Source organism: Ewingella sp. C233 (assembly GCF_055407225.1).
The window spans coordinates 1,179,369-1,196,768 of sequence record NZ_JBUZRI010000001.1 but is presented as its reverse complement, the minus strand read 5'-3'; the positions used below and the strand labels follow the sequence as shown (position 1 = coordinate 1,196,768).

The following is a 17,400-nucleotide window of genomic DNA, read 5'->3' as shown; positions in this document are numbered from 1 at the left end:
GTGTGGGTGCCGGGATCTACACCAAAAGGAAATGTCCATGATGATCACTATCAAACACCTGATTGCCACCTGCCTCGTGCTGGCTACAGCCAGTTTTGCTTCTCATGCCAGCGTCGTCATGACAGGTACCCGCGTCATCTATCAGGAGGGAAGCCGCGACAAGGTTTTGCAACTGAATAATAAAGATGACCACCCCAATCTGGTGCAGATGTGGGTAGACAATGGTCAGGCTGTTCCTGCAAAGGGTGCAGCCACCACGCCGTTCCTCGTAACGCCACAGATATTTCGCATGGAGGCGCACAGCGGCCAGGTGGTGCGGGTCAGTTTCCCTGGCGCACCTTTGCCAAAAGACCGCGAATCTCTCTTTTACCTGAATTTCCTGCAAATCCCGGCCATGAAAAGCAGCGACCAAAGTCAGAACAAACTGGTGCTGATCGTCAATAACAGGCTGAAGTTGTTCTACCGCCCTAAAAACTTGCAGGGTGACGTCGACAAGCTCGGCGAACAGCTGAGCGTCACTTTTTCAGCCAGCAAACCAGGGATGATCACCGTCACTAATCCGACCGGCTACTTTGTCAATCTGCGTAACGGGCTATTGAAACGTCAGGGGAAGCCACTGGCGTTTGCCCTTGCGGCGATTATCGCCCCTAAGTCGAGCGCCGAACTGACGCTGCCGGCCGGGGCCACCAAAGGCAGCGTCATCAGCCTGATTCTGGTCAATGACTATGGCGCCAACGTCACCTCAACATTCACCCTGTAAAAATCGTGAATGCCACGACAGGATCCCCGGTGTGAAACTGAAGCCATGGTGGTTGATGACCGCGCTGCCCTGCTTGCTGTTCAAGCTGACGCTGGCACAGGCCAGCCCAATGGCCGAAACCGACGACTATACGTTTGACGATAATCTGCTGCGCGGCAACCCGCTGGGTCTCGGCACGCTTTCACGTTTCAACAAAATTGACAGCGTGGAGCCGGGCAACTATCAGGTTGATTTATACCTCAATGACCACTTTGTCCGTCACCTTGAAATGGTTTTTGAGCAGGAGGGTAACGAAACCCACGCCTGTTTTTCCGCCGACATTTTGCTGGCAGCAGGCGTGAAAAAAGAGGCACTGGCGAAGCCGGTGATACAGGGCCATTGTCTGGATCTGAATGCCACGCTGCCCGTCAGCAGCAGCCGCCTGGATTTCAGCCAGCTGCGCCTGAACCTCAGCGTGCCGCAAAAATGGGTGGCCGTACTGCCCCGCGGCTATGTTGATCCGCGCAATCTCGACAGCGGCACCAGCATCGGTTTTCTCAATTACAACGCCAATCAGTACCACGTTGATTCGCTCAACGGCAGCGGTCAGCGGCGGGTAGACTCCGCCTATGTCGGGCTGAACGGCGGTGTGAATGTCGGGCTGTGGCGGCTGCGCCAGGACGGCGCACTGCGTAGTGACTCACGCGGTAACCGTTGGGAAAGCAACCGTCGTTATGTACAGCGCGCACTGCCGGACTGGCGCAGCGAACTGACTGCCGGGGAGACTTACACCGGCGGTCAGTTCTTTTCCAGCCTGGGCTACCGTGGCGTCGCGATCTCCACCGATGACCGCATGCTACCTGACTCACTACGCGGCTATGCGCCGGTGGTGCGGGGCATTGCCAAAACCAACGCACGCGTCACGGTGTATCAGAATGACCGCGCAATCTACCAGACTACGGTGCCACCCGGCGCTTTTCAGATTGATGACCTGTCTGCCACCAACTATGGCGGCGACCTTCAGGTAAACGTCAAAGAAGCCGACGGCAGCATCAGCAGCTTTCGCGTACCGTTTGCCTCCGTGCCGGACTCCCTTCGCCCCGGTCTGAACCGCTATTCGCTCGCCGCGGGACGCGTCCGAGATACCGGTAATAACGAACCTTTCACCGAACTGACCTTTCAACGCGGCATCAGCAACCCCTTCACCCTTAACAGCGGTTTGCGGGTCGCCGACGGCTATCAGGCAGCCATGCTCGGCGGCGTGTTTACCCATTACATCGGGGCTTTCGGGCTGGACACCACTTACTCCAGCGCCGACCTGCCGGACGGTGATCATCAAAACGGCTGGATGATGCGGGCTTCTTACAGCCGTTCGTTTCAGCCACTCGGTACCACTTTTACGCTGGCGGGCTACCGCTATTCCACCGAAGGCTACCGGGATTTAAACGATGTGCTGGCCCTGCGGGCACAGGGCAACAGCCAGGCGTCCACCACGTATTTACAGCGTTCGCGCCTTGAAGTGTCACTCAACCAGAGTTTGCAGGATTATGGCTCGGTTTACCTGTCGGCCTCGTCGCAGGACTACCGTGATGACCGCTCGCGCGATACACAGATGCAGTTCGGCTATTCGGCTGTTATCTGGGACAACGTCTCGCTCAATCTGTCCGTCACCCGCCAGCGTACCAGCAGCAGCCGGTCATCGGTGAGCAATACCGATGACCTGACGCCGACCTGGAACGCCAGCAACGCGACCGGAGAAAACCAGACCGAAACCCTGTCGCAGATCAGCCTGTCATTCCCGCTCGGAAGCAGCCCGTCTGCGCCTTATGTTTCAGCGGGCATGTTTAACAGTAAAAATAACGGGGCGAGTTATCAGACCTCCCTGTCCGGCGTCAGCGGGGAGGATCAGTCACTCAGCTACAGCGCTGAATTCGCCCGCCAGCAACAGAGTGGCGAAAACACCTGGAGTGGCAGCCTGCAAAAACGCCTGCCGCTGACCAGCCTCAGTGCCAGTGCATCGCGAGGCAGCAGCTACTGGCAGAGTTCGGCCAGCGCACGCGGCGCGGTTGCTGTTCACCGCGGCGGCGTCACCCTCGGGCCTTACCTCAGCGATACCTTCGCGCTGGTCGAGGCCAAAGGCGCCACCGGTGCCAAAGTGCTTTATGGACAGGGTGCCAGCATTGACCGGTTCGGCTACGCGCTGGTGCCCACCCTGACGCCCTACCGCTATAACACCGTCACGCTGGACCCGCAGGACATGCCGCAAAATACCGAGTTACAGGAGGGCCAGCGCCGTGTGGCGCCTTTTGCCGGTTCCGCCGTCAAAATCACGTTCCGTACCCTGACCGGTTATCCGGTGCTGATCGCCACCCATTTACCGGACGGTGACACGGTGCCGATGGGCGCAGACGTGCTCGATGCCCAAGGCGCGTCGGTAGGAATGGTGGGTCAGGCCGGACAGGCCTACCTGCGTGCCGCCACCCTGAAAGGCCGCCTGACGCTCAAATGGGGTGACGGCAGCACGGAGCGTTGCCACCTCGATTATGACCTCGGCCATCCGGCCAAGGATCAGCCCATCATTAACCTCAGCGCCGCCTGCATGCCCGGCTGAGTTGAGAACTGGAGAACATCATGTTTCACCCTCTGCCTGCCTTTCGGGGCTTGCTGTTCACCTTGCTGATGGCGGGTTTCAGCCTGAATGCCAGCGCCAACTGTCAGTGGAAAGGCCGTAATATCGGCGGTGACAATTACGGTGCCTCGCTACGCTTTGGCAATATCAATATGACCAACAACTACATCCAGCCGACCGGCAGCCTGCTGGCGACGTCGGTAATAAGTCTTGTGCCCGCACAGTACTGGAGCGACCCGGAGGCGGTGATTTACGAGTGCGATCTGGCCGATGCAGACAATATTTTCGAAGTCTTTGCCACCAACGGCGACAGCAACGTCGGCGGCTGGACCAATCTGGGCGACAACTATTTCCAGACCTATTTCCCCTACACCGGACTGAAACTGATCCATATGGATTCCGGGCAGGAGTTCACCCGCATCTGGAAACAGGTGGCGCTGAAAAAGTACGACATCGTAGGCAATAAAATTCAGATCAAGGGCAAGCATTTCAGCCAGATCCGTGCCGAGCTTATCAAAACCGACAATATTGACCGCACCGCGGGGCCATCCAGCTGGGGCTGCGCCGGGCCTGCCGCCGCCACCTGGACCGGTGCCTATAACTGCAACCAGCCCAACGGCTATGTCGTCTTTAAAGGGCCGGGAATGCCGGTGCCGGAAGCAGGATTAGATAGTGCCAGCAACTATCAGACGTGGGGGTCAGGCCGTTACATGGCGTGTGGTATGAATACCTCCCCGGTTGCGACCCTGACGCGCAAAAACACCTGTGCAGTGCGTAACGTCACACCCTATGTGTTGCTGCCCACCGTTTCGGTGAGCGATCTCAACAGCGGCGGAAGCAGCCGCGCGCCCTTTAGTGTGGAAGTCGAATGTCAGGATGGCACCGTCTCCGGGATCAGCAGCGGCCAGACGTCTATCGGCATTCAGACTTCCCTGCCGGCTTATGTTCAGGCGCAAAAGCTCGGGCTGGTGAATGCCGCCGGAGGTGTCAGTTATCTGCTTTCGGATAGTTATGGCAGCAGCAATATCGCCAGCGGCGTGGGTATCCGGCTGGAGGACAGCAGCGGTGCCACGTTGAATTTTGTCGGCTGGCGCGGCTGTCAGGGAAACTGTACCAGCGCAATCAACGCGGGCTGGTATCCGGTGCTGAGCAACGCCAGCGCCACCGGCAGCGCAGCGTCCGGTTACACCAGTTATGTGCGCGACTATATGGCGATCCTTGAGAAGCTGCCGGGCCAGACGCCAGTGGCAGGACGCGTAGACGCCACAGCCTACGTGCTGGTGAAAGTACAATGAGGAAGGTAACCCTTTTACTGGTCGCACTCACAGTGATGCTGCTGCCGGAGCGCGTTCAGGCTGGCATTATCGCCTCCTCGACCCGCCTTATCATGACGGAGCAGCAGCAGGCGCTGTCGGTGATCCTCGCCAACACCAATGACTATCCGGTCATGGTGCAAACCTGGATTGATAACGGCGCACCGGACAGCACGCCGGAAAAGGCCGGTGCGCCTTTTATTCCGCTGCCCGCTGTATTTCGTATGCAGCCCGCCGCCGTACAGGCACTCCGGGTGATTAATAAACAGGATGCACGGCTCAGGGCGTTGCCCGCTGACCGGGAATCTGTGTTCTGGCTCAACCTGTATGAAATCCCCCCGAAAAACCCGCAAATTTCTCGGGCTGATGCCCATGTCGCGATGGCGATGAATACTCAGATGAAGGTGTTTTACCGCCCGGCGGCTTTGAGCGGAGAGCATGACAGTATCACCAATGATTTACAGTTTTCGCTGGTAAAACAGGGCAATGACTATTTGTTACGTTGTCACAACAAATCGGCCTTTTATGCTTCTTTCGGCCAGATGACTGTCGTGGCAGGCGATGCCCGTTATCCCTTAACGCAGGAAATGGACATGATGACCGCACCCTTTAGTGAGCGTGACTACCGGTTGAGTTCCCCGCTGGCTGCCCAGCCTGCTACCCCCGCCCGTCTCGAATTTGTGTTATTTGACGATGACGGCGCGGGGAGAAAAAGCGTTGTGACACTCAGCCGTTCAAGCGTGCTGTGACGGACTGGCTATTCCAAACAGGAATAAGGCGAGTACTAAATATAATAACTACATAGCATTCCCTATTTATTAACAACTGGGTAGACTGCTTTGACAGATAGCCGTCTGGACAGACAGACTTCTGTACATCCTCATAATTGGGTGGCTCCTGTTGAGCTCCCGAAAAACCACCTTGCGAAATCGCGTTCGCTGCCCTGCCGGAGTAGTTAATGAAAAAAATATCCGCCTCTTTACTGGTTCTGAGTCTGTTCGCTGCAGCACCTGTCTTTGCAGCCGACGCCACGCTGGCCGCCGTTCCTGCTGTGATTGCACAGCACGCTGGTCCGGTTCGCGTTGCGGTGATCCGCAATCTGGGTTCCGATGACAACACCACCCAATTTTTAGCCGGTGCCATCAAAGAGGGCCGCAAACTGGGCTTTAAAGTCGACACATTCCTGAGCAACGGCGACGACGCCAAATTCCAGGATTTCGTCAATCAGGCCATCAGCCAGAAATATGACGGCATTATCCTGTCGCAGGGGCGTGGCCCTTACTCCATTGAACTGGTGAAACGCATTACTGCTGCGGGCATCGCGGTTTCCGTCTTTGATACCGAAGTGCCGGACAACACTCCGGGCGTGACCGTAACCCGTCAGGATGACGCCTCCCTGACCCGCACTTCCGTCGGCCAGCTGGTGAAAGACTTCAATGGCAAAGCTAACATCGTCAAATTATGGGTAGCCGGTTTCCCGCCGATGGAACGCCGTCAAAAAACCTACGAAGAAATTCTGAAGCAGAACCCAGGCATTCATCAGTTGGAGTCCATCGGTGCCGTTTCTTCTGACGTTCAGGGCGATACCGCCAACAAAGTCGGTGCTATTTTAGCCAAATATCCGAAAGGCAAGATTGATGCTATCTGGGGCGCGTGGGATGCCTTCAGCCAGGGCGCCTATAAAGCCCTGAAGGAAAATGGCCGCACTGAAATTAAACTCTACAGTATCGATGCGTCCAACCAGGATTTGCAGATGATGCGCGAAGAAGGCAGCCCGTGGAAAATTACTGCTGCGGTGGACACTCAGCTGATCGGTGCCGTTAACCTGCGTATTGTAGCGCTGAAAATCGCCGGAGAAACCACGCCTGCGACCTATGAATTCCCGGCTCAGGCCATCCCGCAGGCCCTGCTGCAAAGCCAGACCGGTGGCATTAACGTGAACGGTTTGAGTAAAATCATTCCGGGCTGGGGCAAGTCTGAAGATTTTACCGCACCATGGTTTGCTACGCTGGAAGCGAAATATAAGAAATAAGTCACACCGTTGTTTCCGTACCCAGCCCCTTTCTGTGAACCGAAAGGGGCTGTTCTGTAACAGATTTACCACTCTGCCCCCGCCCGATCCTCTCTCTGATCACAGAAATAAAGAAACGTAATTTCAGAACTAAAAATCTCAATAGCTCCTTTGCGCCTCAACCGTTACAACCTTAAGCTCATCTTATAAATACGGACATTGAGTTCATGAGCACAGAGATTCTGTCGGTTAAGGAAAAAATCGGATATGGCCTTGGCGATGCAGCCAGCCATATCATTTTTGATAATGTCATGCTGTACATGATGTTCTTTTATACCGATATTTTCGGCATACCTGCCGGATATGTTGGCACTATGTTCCTGTTGGCCCGCGCGCTGGATGCCATTTCAGACCCGTGCATGGGGCTGATGGCCGACCGTACCCGCACCCGCTGGGGAAAATTCCGCCCCTATGTACTGTTTGGCGCCATTCCCTTCGGTATTGTCTGCGTCTTCGCCTATTCGTGTCCAGATCTGAGCATGACCGGAAAAATGGTGTATGCCGCCATCACGTATACGCTGCTGACGCTGATGTACACCGTGGTTAACATCCCCTATTGCGCCCTTGGCGGCGTGATAACGGCTGACCCCACTCAGCGCATTTCCCTCCAGTCCTACCGCTTTGTGCTGGCAACCGCAGGCGGCATGTTAAGTACCGTGCTAATGATGCCGCTGGTGACGTTTATCGGCGGTGAAGACAAAGCCTTCGGCTTCCAGGGCGGCATCGCCGTGCTGTCTGTTGTGGCCATCATCATGTTAGCGATTTGCTTTGCCACCACCAAAGAACGCGTCACGGGTGAAGGGAAACCGACCGGTACGATGCGCGAAGATCTGCGTGATATCTGGCATAACGATCAGTGGCGCATTGTCGGCCTGCTGACCATTCTCAATATCGTGGCGGTCGCTGTGCGCGGCGGCGCAATGATGTATTACGTCACCTATATCCTCGGCAATCCGATGCTGTTTGTCTGGTTCCTCACCGCGTATTCCGTCGGTAACTTGTTCGGCAGCGCGCTGGCTAAACCGCTGACCGACTGGAAGTGCAAAGTCAGCGTTTTCTGGTGGACTAACGCCATTCTGGCTGTACTCAGCGTGCTGATGTTCTTCCTGCCTATCAGCGCCAGCATCACCATGTTTATCTTCATCTTTGTGATCGGCGTATTCCACCAGATGGTGACGCCAATCCAGTGGGTGATGATGTCCGACACCGTCGATTACGGCGAGTGGAATGACGGAAAACGCCTGACCGGCATCAGTTTCGCAGGCACCCTTTTTGTCCTGAAACTGGGCCTGGCACTGGCTGGCGCGCTTATCGGCTGGGTACTGGCAGGTGCCGGTTATCAGTCCGGTGCTGCTACCCAGAACCCCGCCACCATGACCAGCATCATTGCCCTGTTCACCCTGGTGCCGGCGGTCTGTTATCTGCTCAGCGCTATCATCTGCAAACGCTTCTACATTTTGCGCACGCCTTTGCTGCGCCGGATCCTCGATGAAGTGGCGCAGGGTATCCGCCGCAATCAGCAAGAATATATGAAGTAATTTATTGAGTTATTTACTAAATAGCCCCGAAAACCTTTGGGCTGAACGCTGAGTCAACCCAAAGGATGAAGGGTAAAGGAGAGAGCAATGAAAATCAGTGATGGTAACTGGTTGATACAGGAAGGCCTGACACTAACGCACCCGCTTTATGTTTCAGAGGTGCAGAAGTCAGGCAACGATATGATTGTCTATGCCGCCCCGCGCGAGGCGAGTGAGCGCGCAAATCAGCTGGATACTCCGCTGTTTACCCTGCGCTTTTTCTCACCGCAAAGCGGTGTCATTGGCGTGCGCATTACCCATTTTGATGGCGGTTTGGATCTCGGTCCGGATTACCCGCTGATTGGCGAGTCGCAGCATGAAGTGACCCTCGAGGAGACGGACGAATTTGCCGCTCTGCACAGCGGAGACCTTAGCGTACGTGTCACCAAAGGGGCGAACTGGTCGCTGGACTTCCTGCGTCACGGCCAGCGGATCACCGGCAGCGTAGCCAAGTCCAACGGCTATGTGCAAAACATCCGCGACGGTAAAAACTACATGATGGAACGCCTGGATTTAGGCGTTGGCGAGACGGTCTATGGCCTCGGCGAGCGTTTTACCGCCCTGGTTAAAAATGGTCAGACAGTAGAAACATGGAACCGCGACGGCGGAACCAGTACTGAGCAATCCTATAAAAATATTCCGTTCTATCTGACTAACCGTGGCTACGGCGTACTGGTGAATCACCCTGAAGCCGTGTCGTTTGAAGTCGGCTCCGAGAAAGTCTCGAAAGTGCAGTTCAGCGTCGAAAGTGAATATCTGGAATATTTCGTGATTGACGGCCCGACGCCGAAAAAAGTGCTCGACCGCTACACCCGCCTGACCGGCCGCCCTGCACTGCCTCCGGCCTGGTCGTTTGGCTTATGGCTGACGACCTCGTTCACCACTAATTACGATGAGCAGACGGTGAATAGCTTTATCGACGGGATGGCCGAGCGCAACCTGCCGCTACACGTTTTCCATTTTGACTGCTTCTGGATGAAGGCCTTCCAGTGGTGTGATTTTGAATGGGATCCGCAAACCTTCCCGGATCCACAAGGTATGCTTACACGCCTCAAAGCGAAAGGGTTGAAGATCTGCGTGTGGATTAACCCGTACATCGGGCAGAAATCGCCGCTGTTTAAAGAAGGTAAAGAGAAAGGCTACCTGCTTAAACGCCCGGACGGTAGGGTGTGGCAGTGGGATAAATGGCAGCCAGGACAGGCTATCGTTGATTTTACTAACCCGGAGGCGAGTGCCTGGTACGCAGGGCATCTGAAACGCTTAATCGACATGGGTGTTGACTGTTTTAAAACCGATTTCGGCGAACGCATTCCGACCGACGTAGTATGGCATGACGGCTGTAACCCGCAGAAAATGCACAACCACTACGCCTTTGTTTATAACAAGCTGGTATACGAAACATTGCAAGAAAAGCTGGGTGAATCCGAAGCGGTACTGTTTGCCCGCTCGGCCTCGGTCGGCGCACAACAATTCCCGGTACACTGGGGCGGCGACTGCTACGCTACCTACGAGTCAATGGCCGAAAGCCTGCGCGGCGGGCTCTCTATCGGCTTGTCAGGCTTTGGTTTCTGGAGCCATGACATCGGCGGGTTCGAAAACACGGCGCCTGCGCATATCTATAAACGCTGGTGCGCCTTCGGTCTGCTCTCCAGCCACAGCCGCCTGCACGGCAGTAAATCCTACCGCGTGCCTTGGGTTTATGATGACGAAGCGTGCGATGTGGTGCGTGAGTTCACCGAGCTGAAATGCCGTCTGATGCCCTATCTGTATCCGGCGTCAGCACAGGCCGCCATTCATGGAACGCCGGTGATGCGCGCCATGATGCTGGAGTTCCCGGAAGACCCGGCCTGTGACTACCTCGACCGTCAGTACATGCTCGGTGATGACCTGCTGGTTGCGCCAGTCTTCAGTGAGCAAGGCGATGTAGATTTCTATCTGCCGCAAGGCCGCTGGACACACTTGCTCAACAATGACGTGATGGAGGGTTCCCGCTGGCACCGTCAGCAGCACGGCTTTAACAGCCTGCCGCTGTATGTGCGCCCGAATACACTACTGGCGCTCGGCAGCAATAACCAGAAACCGGATTACGACTATAGCGACCGTCCTGAATTCCATCTGTTTGAATTGGATGATGGCGTCACGGTTGAAAGTCATCTGACTGACTTACAAGGCAATATTATTTTCACACTGACGGCAATGCGCAATGGCAATGTGATAACTGTCACCTCGAATGGCAACGCAAGTCACTGGACTCTCTGTTTACGTAATAGGGATAAAGCGGAAGATATTATAGGAGGATCTCATAGCCTGCATACCAATGGGCTGTTGATTCAGCCTGGAGACAGTGTTGCCAGTGTGACGATAAGACTCTAAATAGAGTTAAACGCTTTCCCCGCCCGCAATAGACCTCTGTTGCGGGTTTTTTTGTCCATTTTTTCTATCTTACCCTTTCCTCACCCCAAGCGATTGCAATGTTACTGTATTTTCCGTTTCGTGTTGTCAGGTGAAATACCCTATTGCGATTGCGACCCGCATTTCTCTATGAACAAAATACCGGTTTAGATTAATAAATAGTTAAATTGTGAAATATCGCACTACCAGTCACTTCTCATTGCCAAATCTAAGCAATAACTGGCAATCAGAGAAAGGTTCTATTTTTAATATTTTTTATACTGATTTCGCTACTTATCCTAACAAGAATTTAAAATCAGGAGTCAGCGAAAATGGAAATGCTATCGCAACCCGCCACTGAAGGCCCATCTGAATTATCAAAAATTGTCTTTGGCATGCCAATAAAACTCTTCTGGGGTTATATTGCCATTGCCATATTTATGACAGGTGATGGCGTCGAATTAGCCTTTTTATCAAAATACATTATTGATATTGGTTTTAACGTTTCACAAAGCGCTATGGTTTTTACCGTATATGCTATTACTGCGGCTATTGCCAGTTGGTTATCCGGGGGAATCAGTGAAATTTATGGCCCGCGAAAAATCATGGCACTCGGCGTAATCTGGTGGGTGGTCTTTCACGTGCTGTTTATTCATTTTGGTCTGGCCGCCAAAAACTACCCGCTCATTTTGGTGTTCTATGCTTTACGTGGCTTCGCTTATCCTTTGTTCTTTTATGCTTTTTATATTTTGGTCGTACAAAGAACCCCCTCACACCGACTGGCTTCAGCTACGGGTTGGATATGGTCAATGTTTACCATCGGCTACGGTATCATCGCGTCATTTCTTCCCAGTGTCACTATTCCCCTGATCGGTTTTATTGCCACTTTGTGGATGTCGCTGGTCTGGGTAGTCGTCGGCGGCGCAGTGGCCTTATTAACGTTAAAAGACATCAATTCACAGAACAAAACCCACTCTCCCATATCCGAAAAAATACTGGAAATCAGCCGGGGGGTCACATTGATCTTTCAAGATAAAGATATTTTCCTGTCTTTGATTATCCGCATTCTTTGCAATATGGCTCTGTTTGGGTTTCCTATCTTTATGCCACTGCATTATACCTCCGCTGCGGTTGGCTTTACGCCTGAACAATGGATGCGAATTTGGGGCATTTTCTTCCTTGTTCAACCCGTTACCAATGTGTTGTGGGGAATTATAGGCGACCGCATTGGTTGGTTATTCCAGATGCGTTGGGTTGGGTTCTTTGGTTGTACAATCACCACCTTGCTGTTTTATTTCATGCCATTGTACTTCCCAGCCAATCTTGGTATCGCTATCTTTTTTGCCTTGCTGCTAGCGTTGACTATCACATCCTTTGTTCCCATGGGTGCCATATTTCCTATGCTGGCCCCTGATCACAAAGGGGCTGCCATCTCGGTACAAAACCTCGGCGGCGGTATCGGCAACTTCATCGGCCCGGCTATCGCTACAGTGCTGTTCAGTGCCTCTTTTGATATCAAAACGGTAGTCATCTGCTATTCAGTACTGTATTTCGCAGGAGGGGTTCTTACCTGGTTTATCCGCAACCCTCAGCCGCGACATATCCCAACAGCAATGACTGAAAATAATATGGCTGCACTGTCTATTAAGGATACAAAATGAACATCAATGAGTTTTTTGGTATTAAAAGGAAAGTCACCTTAATCACTGGCGCATCGGCAGGTATTGGTCTGGCGATCACCGAGCTGATGAGTCAATTGGGTGCCACGGTGATCATGGTCGATAAAAACCCGCAAGTTGTTGCCCAGGCTAAAGATCTGCCAGGTGATGGATTTGGTATTGTCGCTGATTTGTCTGATATCGAAGCAATCCCAGCACTGGTCAGGCAAGTTGTCGAACGCTATGGACGTATTGATATTCTCGTGAATAATGCAGGGATCGGCATCCTCGAAGCGGCTACTGAAGTGAAAAAGGAGAGCTGGGACACTACACTGCTCATCAATTTGACCGCTCCGTATTTTCTGTCGCAGGCCGCTGGGAAATATATGATAGAACAGGGCTATGGGCGTATTGTCAATATTGCTTCACAAGCCAGCATCATAGCGCTAGAGAACCACGCAGCCTACTGCACCAGTAAGGCGGGTCTAGTGATAGCCTCAAAAGTTCTGGCTGCGGAATGGGGGAAATTTGGTATTACCGTCAACGCTATCTCACCTACCGTCGTGGAGACTGAATTAGGTAAGCGATACTGGCAAGGTGAAAGAGCGACACTGATGAAGGCAAAAATTCCTGCAGGACGTTTTGCAATGCCGGATGAACTCGCGGCAACGGTCGCCTGGCTGGTCAGTGAAAAAGCCGGAATGGTCACTGGCGAAAATATTATTATCGATGGTGGATATACCATCGTTTAATGGGTTATAGCTTTTTCTACAGAACCTTCAATATTGGCATTCAAATAATACCAGCCCCTAAAAATTCAGGGGCTGTTAATTTTAACTCAGTAAATCACTTCGCCATGCTTATCACGGTACTCTTTCGGCGTCATGTCATACCCTTTCTTAAACACCGAGTAGAAATATTGTAATGATGGGTAGCCGCACATCTGCGAGATCTCATTGATAGAAATCGATGTTGCGGCCAGCAGGTTACGCGCCCTGTCCAGCTTTTCATCGTGGATCACGCCATGAATGGTCTGGCCTGTTTCGTCTTTAAAACGCTTTTCAAGGTTAGAGCGGGAAATACCAATCGCGTCTAATACCTGCTCGACTTTGATTCCCTTGCAGGCGTGATAACGAATGTAATGCATGGCCTGAATAACCGCAGGATCACGCAGTGAGCGGAAATCCGTTGAGCGCCGCGCCATGACTTTTACCGGCGGAACCAGAATGCGTTGTAACGGTAACTCCCGCTCATCCAGCAACTGATGTAATAACTTGGCCGCGCGATAGCCCATCTGCCGCGTCCCCTGCACCACAGATGACAGTGCTACCCTGGACAGGTAGCGGGTCAGTTCTTCGTTATCAATACCAATTACGCTGAGTTTTTCCGGCACCGGAATATCCAGATGTTCACATACCTGTAAAAGATGACGCGCGCGAGCATCGGTCACCGCAATAATTCCGGTTTGCTGTGGCAAGGTTTGTACCCAGTCGGCCAGCCGGTTTTGCGCATGCTGCCAGTTCTCTGGTGCAGTTTCCATCCCCTGATAAACCACGCCCTGATACTGCTCCGCAGAGACCAACTGGCGGAATGCATGTTCGCGCTCCTGCGCCCAGCGTTTGTCCCCAACTTCAGGTAAACCGTAAAAGGCAAAACGATTAATACCCTTCTCTTTGAGGTGCATAAATGCTGCTTCCACCAGCGCATAGTTATCAGTCGCGATGTAATGTACTGGCGGGTAATCTTCTTCACGGTGATATGACCCGCCCACGCCCACGATCGGCACATTGAGACCTTTCAGCACCCGCTCAATTTCACGATCGTCATAGTCAGCGATAACACCATCGCCAAGCCAGTCGCGGATGTTGTCGATGCGACAACGAAAGTCTTCTTCAATAAAAATGTCCCAGTCGCTCTGAGACGCCTGTAAATATTCACCGACGCCTTCAACAACCTGACGGTCGTAGACTTTATTGGCATTAAATAACAAAGTGATGCGATAACGCTTTTCAAACATGCCTGTTTCTCAACGATAATTTACGCAAAAATAAGCCGGGTAGTCCTCACCACAACTCGTAAGAGGTAGCTCAATATCACAACCTCCTCCGCGTTGCAGTAAAAACTCACTTTGTTTAACACTTAGTAAGTATTTCCTGAAGAGAGATTTCAAGCTATAGGAAAGCGGCAAGTGAGAGAATCCCCAGGAACTTACTCAGGTAAGTGACGGTGGTGAGCTAACGCAGACAACGCACCTGCAGCTTGAAAGATCCTTCAGGAACGCCGTTTGGTGGCAGAGTCCATCCACACAGCCAGCAGTAAAATTGCACCTTTCACGATGTATTGCCAGAACGTTGGGACATCAAGCATGCTCATGCCGTTATCCAGGGACGCCATAATAAATGCTCCCATCACCGCACCGGCTACGCTGCCCACGCCACCGGCCAGACTGGTCCCACCGATGACACAGGCCGCAATCGCGTCCAGCTCGGCAATATTTCCAGCGGACGGTGAACCGGCGCCCAACCGTGAGCTAAGAATCAGCCCAGCGATGGCAACCATCAGTCCGTTAATGGCAAAAACAGCCAGTTTGCTTCGCTCAACGTTCACGCCGGATAACCGGGCGGCATCAATGTTGCCACCAATGGCATAAATACGCCGACCGAAAGAGGTGCGGGACGCCATAAACATGCCGCCGAGCATCAAGGCTACCAGCACCAGCACCGGCGTAGGCACACCGCGATACTCGTTGAGCAACAGCACGGCACCCAGCGCGATAATGGCGGTCAGAGCCTGACGGGTGACATCACTTTTAACCTGTGTCAGAGGTAGTCCTAATGCAGCACGCTGTTTGCGCCGACGCCATTGCCAGCCGATAAACAGTGCCAGCGCCACCGCGCCGATGCCAAAGCCGAGGCCATCCGGCAGATAACTTTGGCCAATCAGGGACATTTGCGGCGTGGTTGGTGCGACAGTGGTTCCGCTAGTGATGCCAATTAAAATGCCACGAAACGCCAACATCCCGGCCAGCGTAACAATGAAGGATGGCACTTTACGATAGGCTACCCACCAGCCATTCCATGCCCCCAGCAGCAGCCCCAGTAACAGCGTCACCGCAATAGTCAGAGGTAAAGGCCAGCCCAGCCAGACGTCAAAAATAGCCGCGACACCGCCAAGCAATCCCATCATCGATCCGACGGAGAGATCGATTTCCGCTGAAATAATCACAAATACCATTCCGACCGCCAGAATGCCGGTGATAGCTGTCTGGCGCAGCAGGTTGGAGATATTGCGCGCACTGATATAGGCACCATCGGTTGTGAATGAGAAGAACACAATGATCACCGCAATGGCAGCCAGCATCACGTAGACCTGGAGATTAATTGTTTTCAGTTTCTGCAATGAAAACAGAGAGGTGCCGGTGGCGGTATCCGCGGTAATGGACACGTCACCCGAAGGGTGTAATTTAGACATAGGTTTCACTCCTTAATGCGGCTTCCATGACCTGCTGTTGCGTTAAATTATCATTGGTCAGGCAGGCTTTGAGCTGCCCCAGGTGCATGACCAGAACGCGATCGCTCAGCCCCAGAACTTCCGGTAGTTCCGAGGAAATAACGATGACGGCCATGCCCTGCGCCGCTAACTGGCTTATAAGTTTGTAGATTTCATGTTTCGCACCGACGTCAATACCCCGCGTGGGTTCATCCAGGATGAGGATTTGGGGATTCAGCAGTAAACAGCGGGCCAGAATAGCCTTCTGTTGGTTCCCGCCACTCAGGCGGCCGATAGCCAGCGCCGGTGATGACGTTTTGATTTTGAGCTGCGAAACAGACTGGCTGATCGTTTGCTGCTCACGGGCATCATTGATCACACCACCGGCGGTAAAATCCCCCAGCGCAGCCAGCGTAATATTGCTGCCTACCGCCATCACGGGAACAATACCGTCACGTTTGCGATCCTCAGGCACCATCGCCAGCCCCAGACGCATCGCTTCACGACAGGAGGTGATCACCACCCGCTTGCCCGCCAGCCATACCTCCCCCTCCCAGCGGCCGGGATATACGCCGAAAAGGCACTCCATGGTTTCAGTCCTCCCGGCGCCCACTAACCCCGCGACACCCAGCACTTCGCCAGCGTGCAGGGAAAAACTGACATCGTTGACCCGTTTAATATGGCGGTTAACCGGATGCCAGGCGCTGAGGTGAGCGACGCGCAGCACTTCTTCGCCAGAACGGCGATGCCGGGGGGGGAAAAGTTCCGTCAGTTCACGCCCCACCATCATGGCGATGATCTCCTGCTCGGTAATCCCGGCCGCGTCCCGTGTTGCAATGTGTTGCCCATCACGGATGACGCAGAGCTTGTCGGAAATCGCCCTCACTTCGTTAAGCTTATGAGAAATATAAATGCAGGCGATATCGTGATGACGTAAGTCGCGAATGATATCGAGCAAGATCTCCGTTTCGCTCTCTGTCAGCGAAGCCGTAGGTTCATCTAGCACCAATAACCGGACCTGCTTATTCAGCGCTTTCGCGATCTCCACCAGTTGCCGCTGCCCCAGACCCAGTTCGCCAACCAGCGTATGGGGGTCAATATCCAGTTTGACCTGCGCCAGCATCCTGCGGCAGCGTAAATACATCTGGTCGGTATCGAGCAAGCCATAATGTCCCCACTCATTACCGAGAAACATGTTCTCCAGTACGCTCATCTGTTTCACCAGCGCCAGTTCCTGGTGGATAATGGCAATTCCCTTTTGCTCGGTTTCTCGGATGCCTTTTGCCATCAGCTTTTCACCGGAGAAATAAATTTCGCCGTCAAATGTACCGTAAGGATATATACCGCATAACACTTTCATCAGGGTGGACTTACCTGAACCATTTTCACCACACAACGAGAGCACTTCTCCGGCCTCCAGCCGGAGGCTAATATTATCGACGGCTTTTACCATGCCAAATTTTTTGGTGATATGGCGCATCTCCAGGAGAAATGATTTTTCCGCGACTCCACAACCAGCTAATCCAGACATAA

General features: G+C 53.3%; 12 protein-coding genes. 9 read left to right on the top strand and 3 right to left on the bottom strand.

Annotation, left to right across the window (positions count from 1 at the left end; translation table 11 throughout):
- Window positions 1-40 precede the first annotated feature (40 nt).
- The 9 genes from ACZRKO_RS05465 (at window position 41) to ACZRKO_RS05425 (ending at window position 13,130) form a co-directional block, all read left to right on the top strand.
- Window positions 41-760: a fimbrial biogenesis chaperone gene (locus ACZRKO_RS05465; protein WP_463737479.1), complete on the top strand. Its 720-nt coding sequence runs from the start codon at window positions 41-43 to the stop codon at window positions 758-760.
- 55 nt (window positions 761-815) lie between these two features.
- Window positions 816-3,350 (top strand): fimbria/pilus outer membrane usher protein, encoded by a 2,535-nt coding sequence (locus tag ACZRKO_RS05460; RefSeq protein ID WP_463737478.1) that lies wholly within the window; start codon window positions 816-818, stop codon window positions 3,348-3,350.
- A gap of 68 nt (window positions 3,351-3,418) precedes the next feature.
- The gene (locus tag ACZRKO_RS05455) at window positions 3,419-4,663 is read left to right on the top strand and encodes a fimbrial protein (protein ID WP_463737477.1); all 1,245 of its coding nucleotides are present in this window, start codon (window positions 3,419-3,421) and stop codon (window positions 4,661-4,663) included.
- Window positions 4,660-5,430 carry a fimbrial biogenesis chaperone gene (locus ACZRKO_RS05450; RefSeq protein WP_463736210.1) on the top strand — a complete coding sequence of 257 codons (771 nt, stop codon included), beginning with the start codon at window positions 4,660-4,662 and terminating at the stop codon, window positions 5,428-5,430. Before ACZRKO_RS05455 ends, ACZRKO_RS05450 begins: the two co-directional genes overlap by 4 nt.
- Window positions 5,431-5,639: 209 nt before the next feature.
- The gene (locus tag ACZRKO_RS05445) at window positions 5,640-6,713 is read left to right on the top strand and encodes a sugar ABC transporter substrate-binding protein (protein WP_463736209.1); all 1,074 of its coding nucleotides are present in this window, start codon (window positions 5,640-5,642) and stop codon (window positions 6,711-6,713) included.
- Between the two features lie 206 nt (window positions 6,714-6,919).
- Complete coding sequence (locus ACZRKO_RS05440; protein WP_463736208.1) at window positions 6,920-8,290, top strand: glycoside-pentoside-hexuronide family transporter; 1,371 nt, start codon at window positions 6,920-6,922, stop codon at window positions 8,288-8,290.
- A gap of 87 nt (window positions 8,291-8,377) precedes the next feature.
- Window positions 8,378-10,702, top strand: a complete 2,325-nt coding sequence (gene yicI, locus ACZRKO_RS05435) for an alpha-xylosidase (RefSeq protein ID WP_463736207.1) — start codon at window positions 8,378-8,380, stop codon at window positions 10,700-10,702.
- A gap of 350 nt (window positions 10,703-11,052) precedes the next feature.
- Window positions 11,053-12,381, top strand: a complete 1,329-nt coding sequence (locus ACZRKO_RS05430) for an MFS transporter (RefSeq protein ID WP_463736206.1) — start codon at window positions 11,053-11,055, stop codon at window positions 12,379-12,381.
- Window positions 12,378-13,130: a GolD/DthD family dehydrogenase gene (locus ACZRKO_RS05425; RefSeq protein WP_463736205.1), complete on the top strand. Its 753-nt coding sequence runs from the start codon at window positions 12,378-12,380 to the stop codon at window positions 13,128-13,130. The genes ACZRKO_RS05430 and ACZRKO_RS05425 overlap by 4 nt, the downstream gene beginning before the upstream one ends.
- An 86-nt stretch (window positions 13,131-13,216) precedes the next feature.
- Here ACZRKO_RS05425 and xylR read toward each other — a convergent pair whose 3' ends face one another.
- From xylR to ACZRKO_RS05410, 3 genes are all read right to left on the bottom strand, one after another.
- Entirely contained in the window at window positions 13,217-14,395 is a 1,179-nt protein-coding gene (gene xylR / locus ACZRKO_RS05420) for a D-xylose utilization transcriptional activator XylR (protein ID WP_463736204.1), read from the bottom strand.
- 254 nt (window positions 14,396-14,649) lie between these two features.
- Window positions 14,650-15,849 carry a sugar ABC transporter permease gene (locus ACZRKO_RS05415; protein ID WP_463736203.1) on the bottom strand — a complete coding sequence of 400 codons (1,200 nt, stop codon included), beginning with the start codon at window positions 15,847-15,849 and terminating at the stop codon, window positions 14,650-14,652.
- Window positions 15,842-17,398, bottom strand: coding sequence for a xylose ABC transporter ATP-binding protein (locus ACZRKO_RS05410; protein WP_463736202.1), 1,557 nt, complete (start codon window positions 17,396-17,398; stop codon window positions 15,842-15,844). The genes ACZRKO_RS05415 and ACZRKO_RS05410 overlap by 8 nt, the downstream gene beginning before the upstream one ends.
- Window positions 17,399-17,400: the final 2 nt, after the last annotated feature.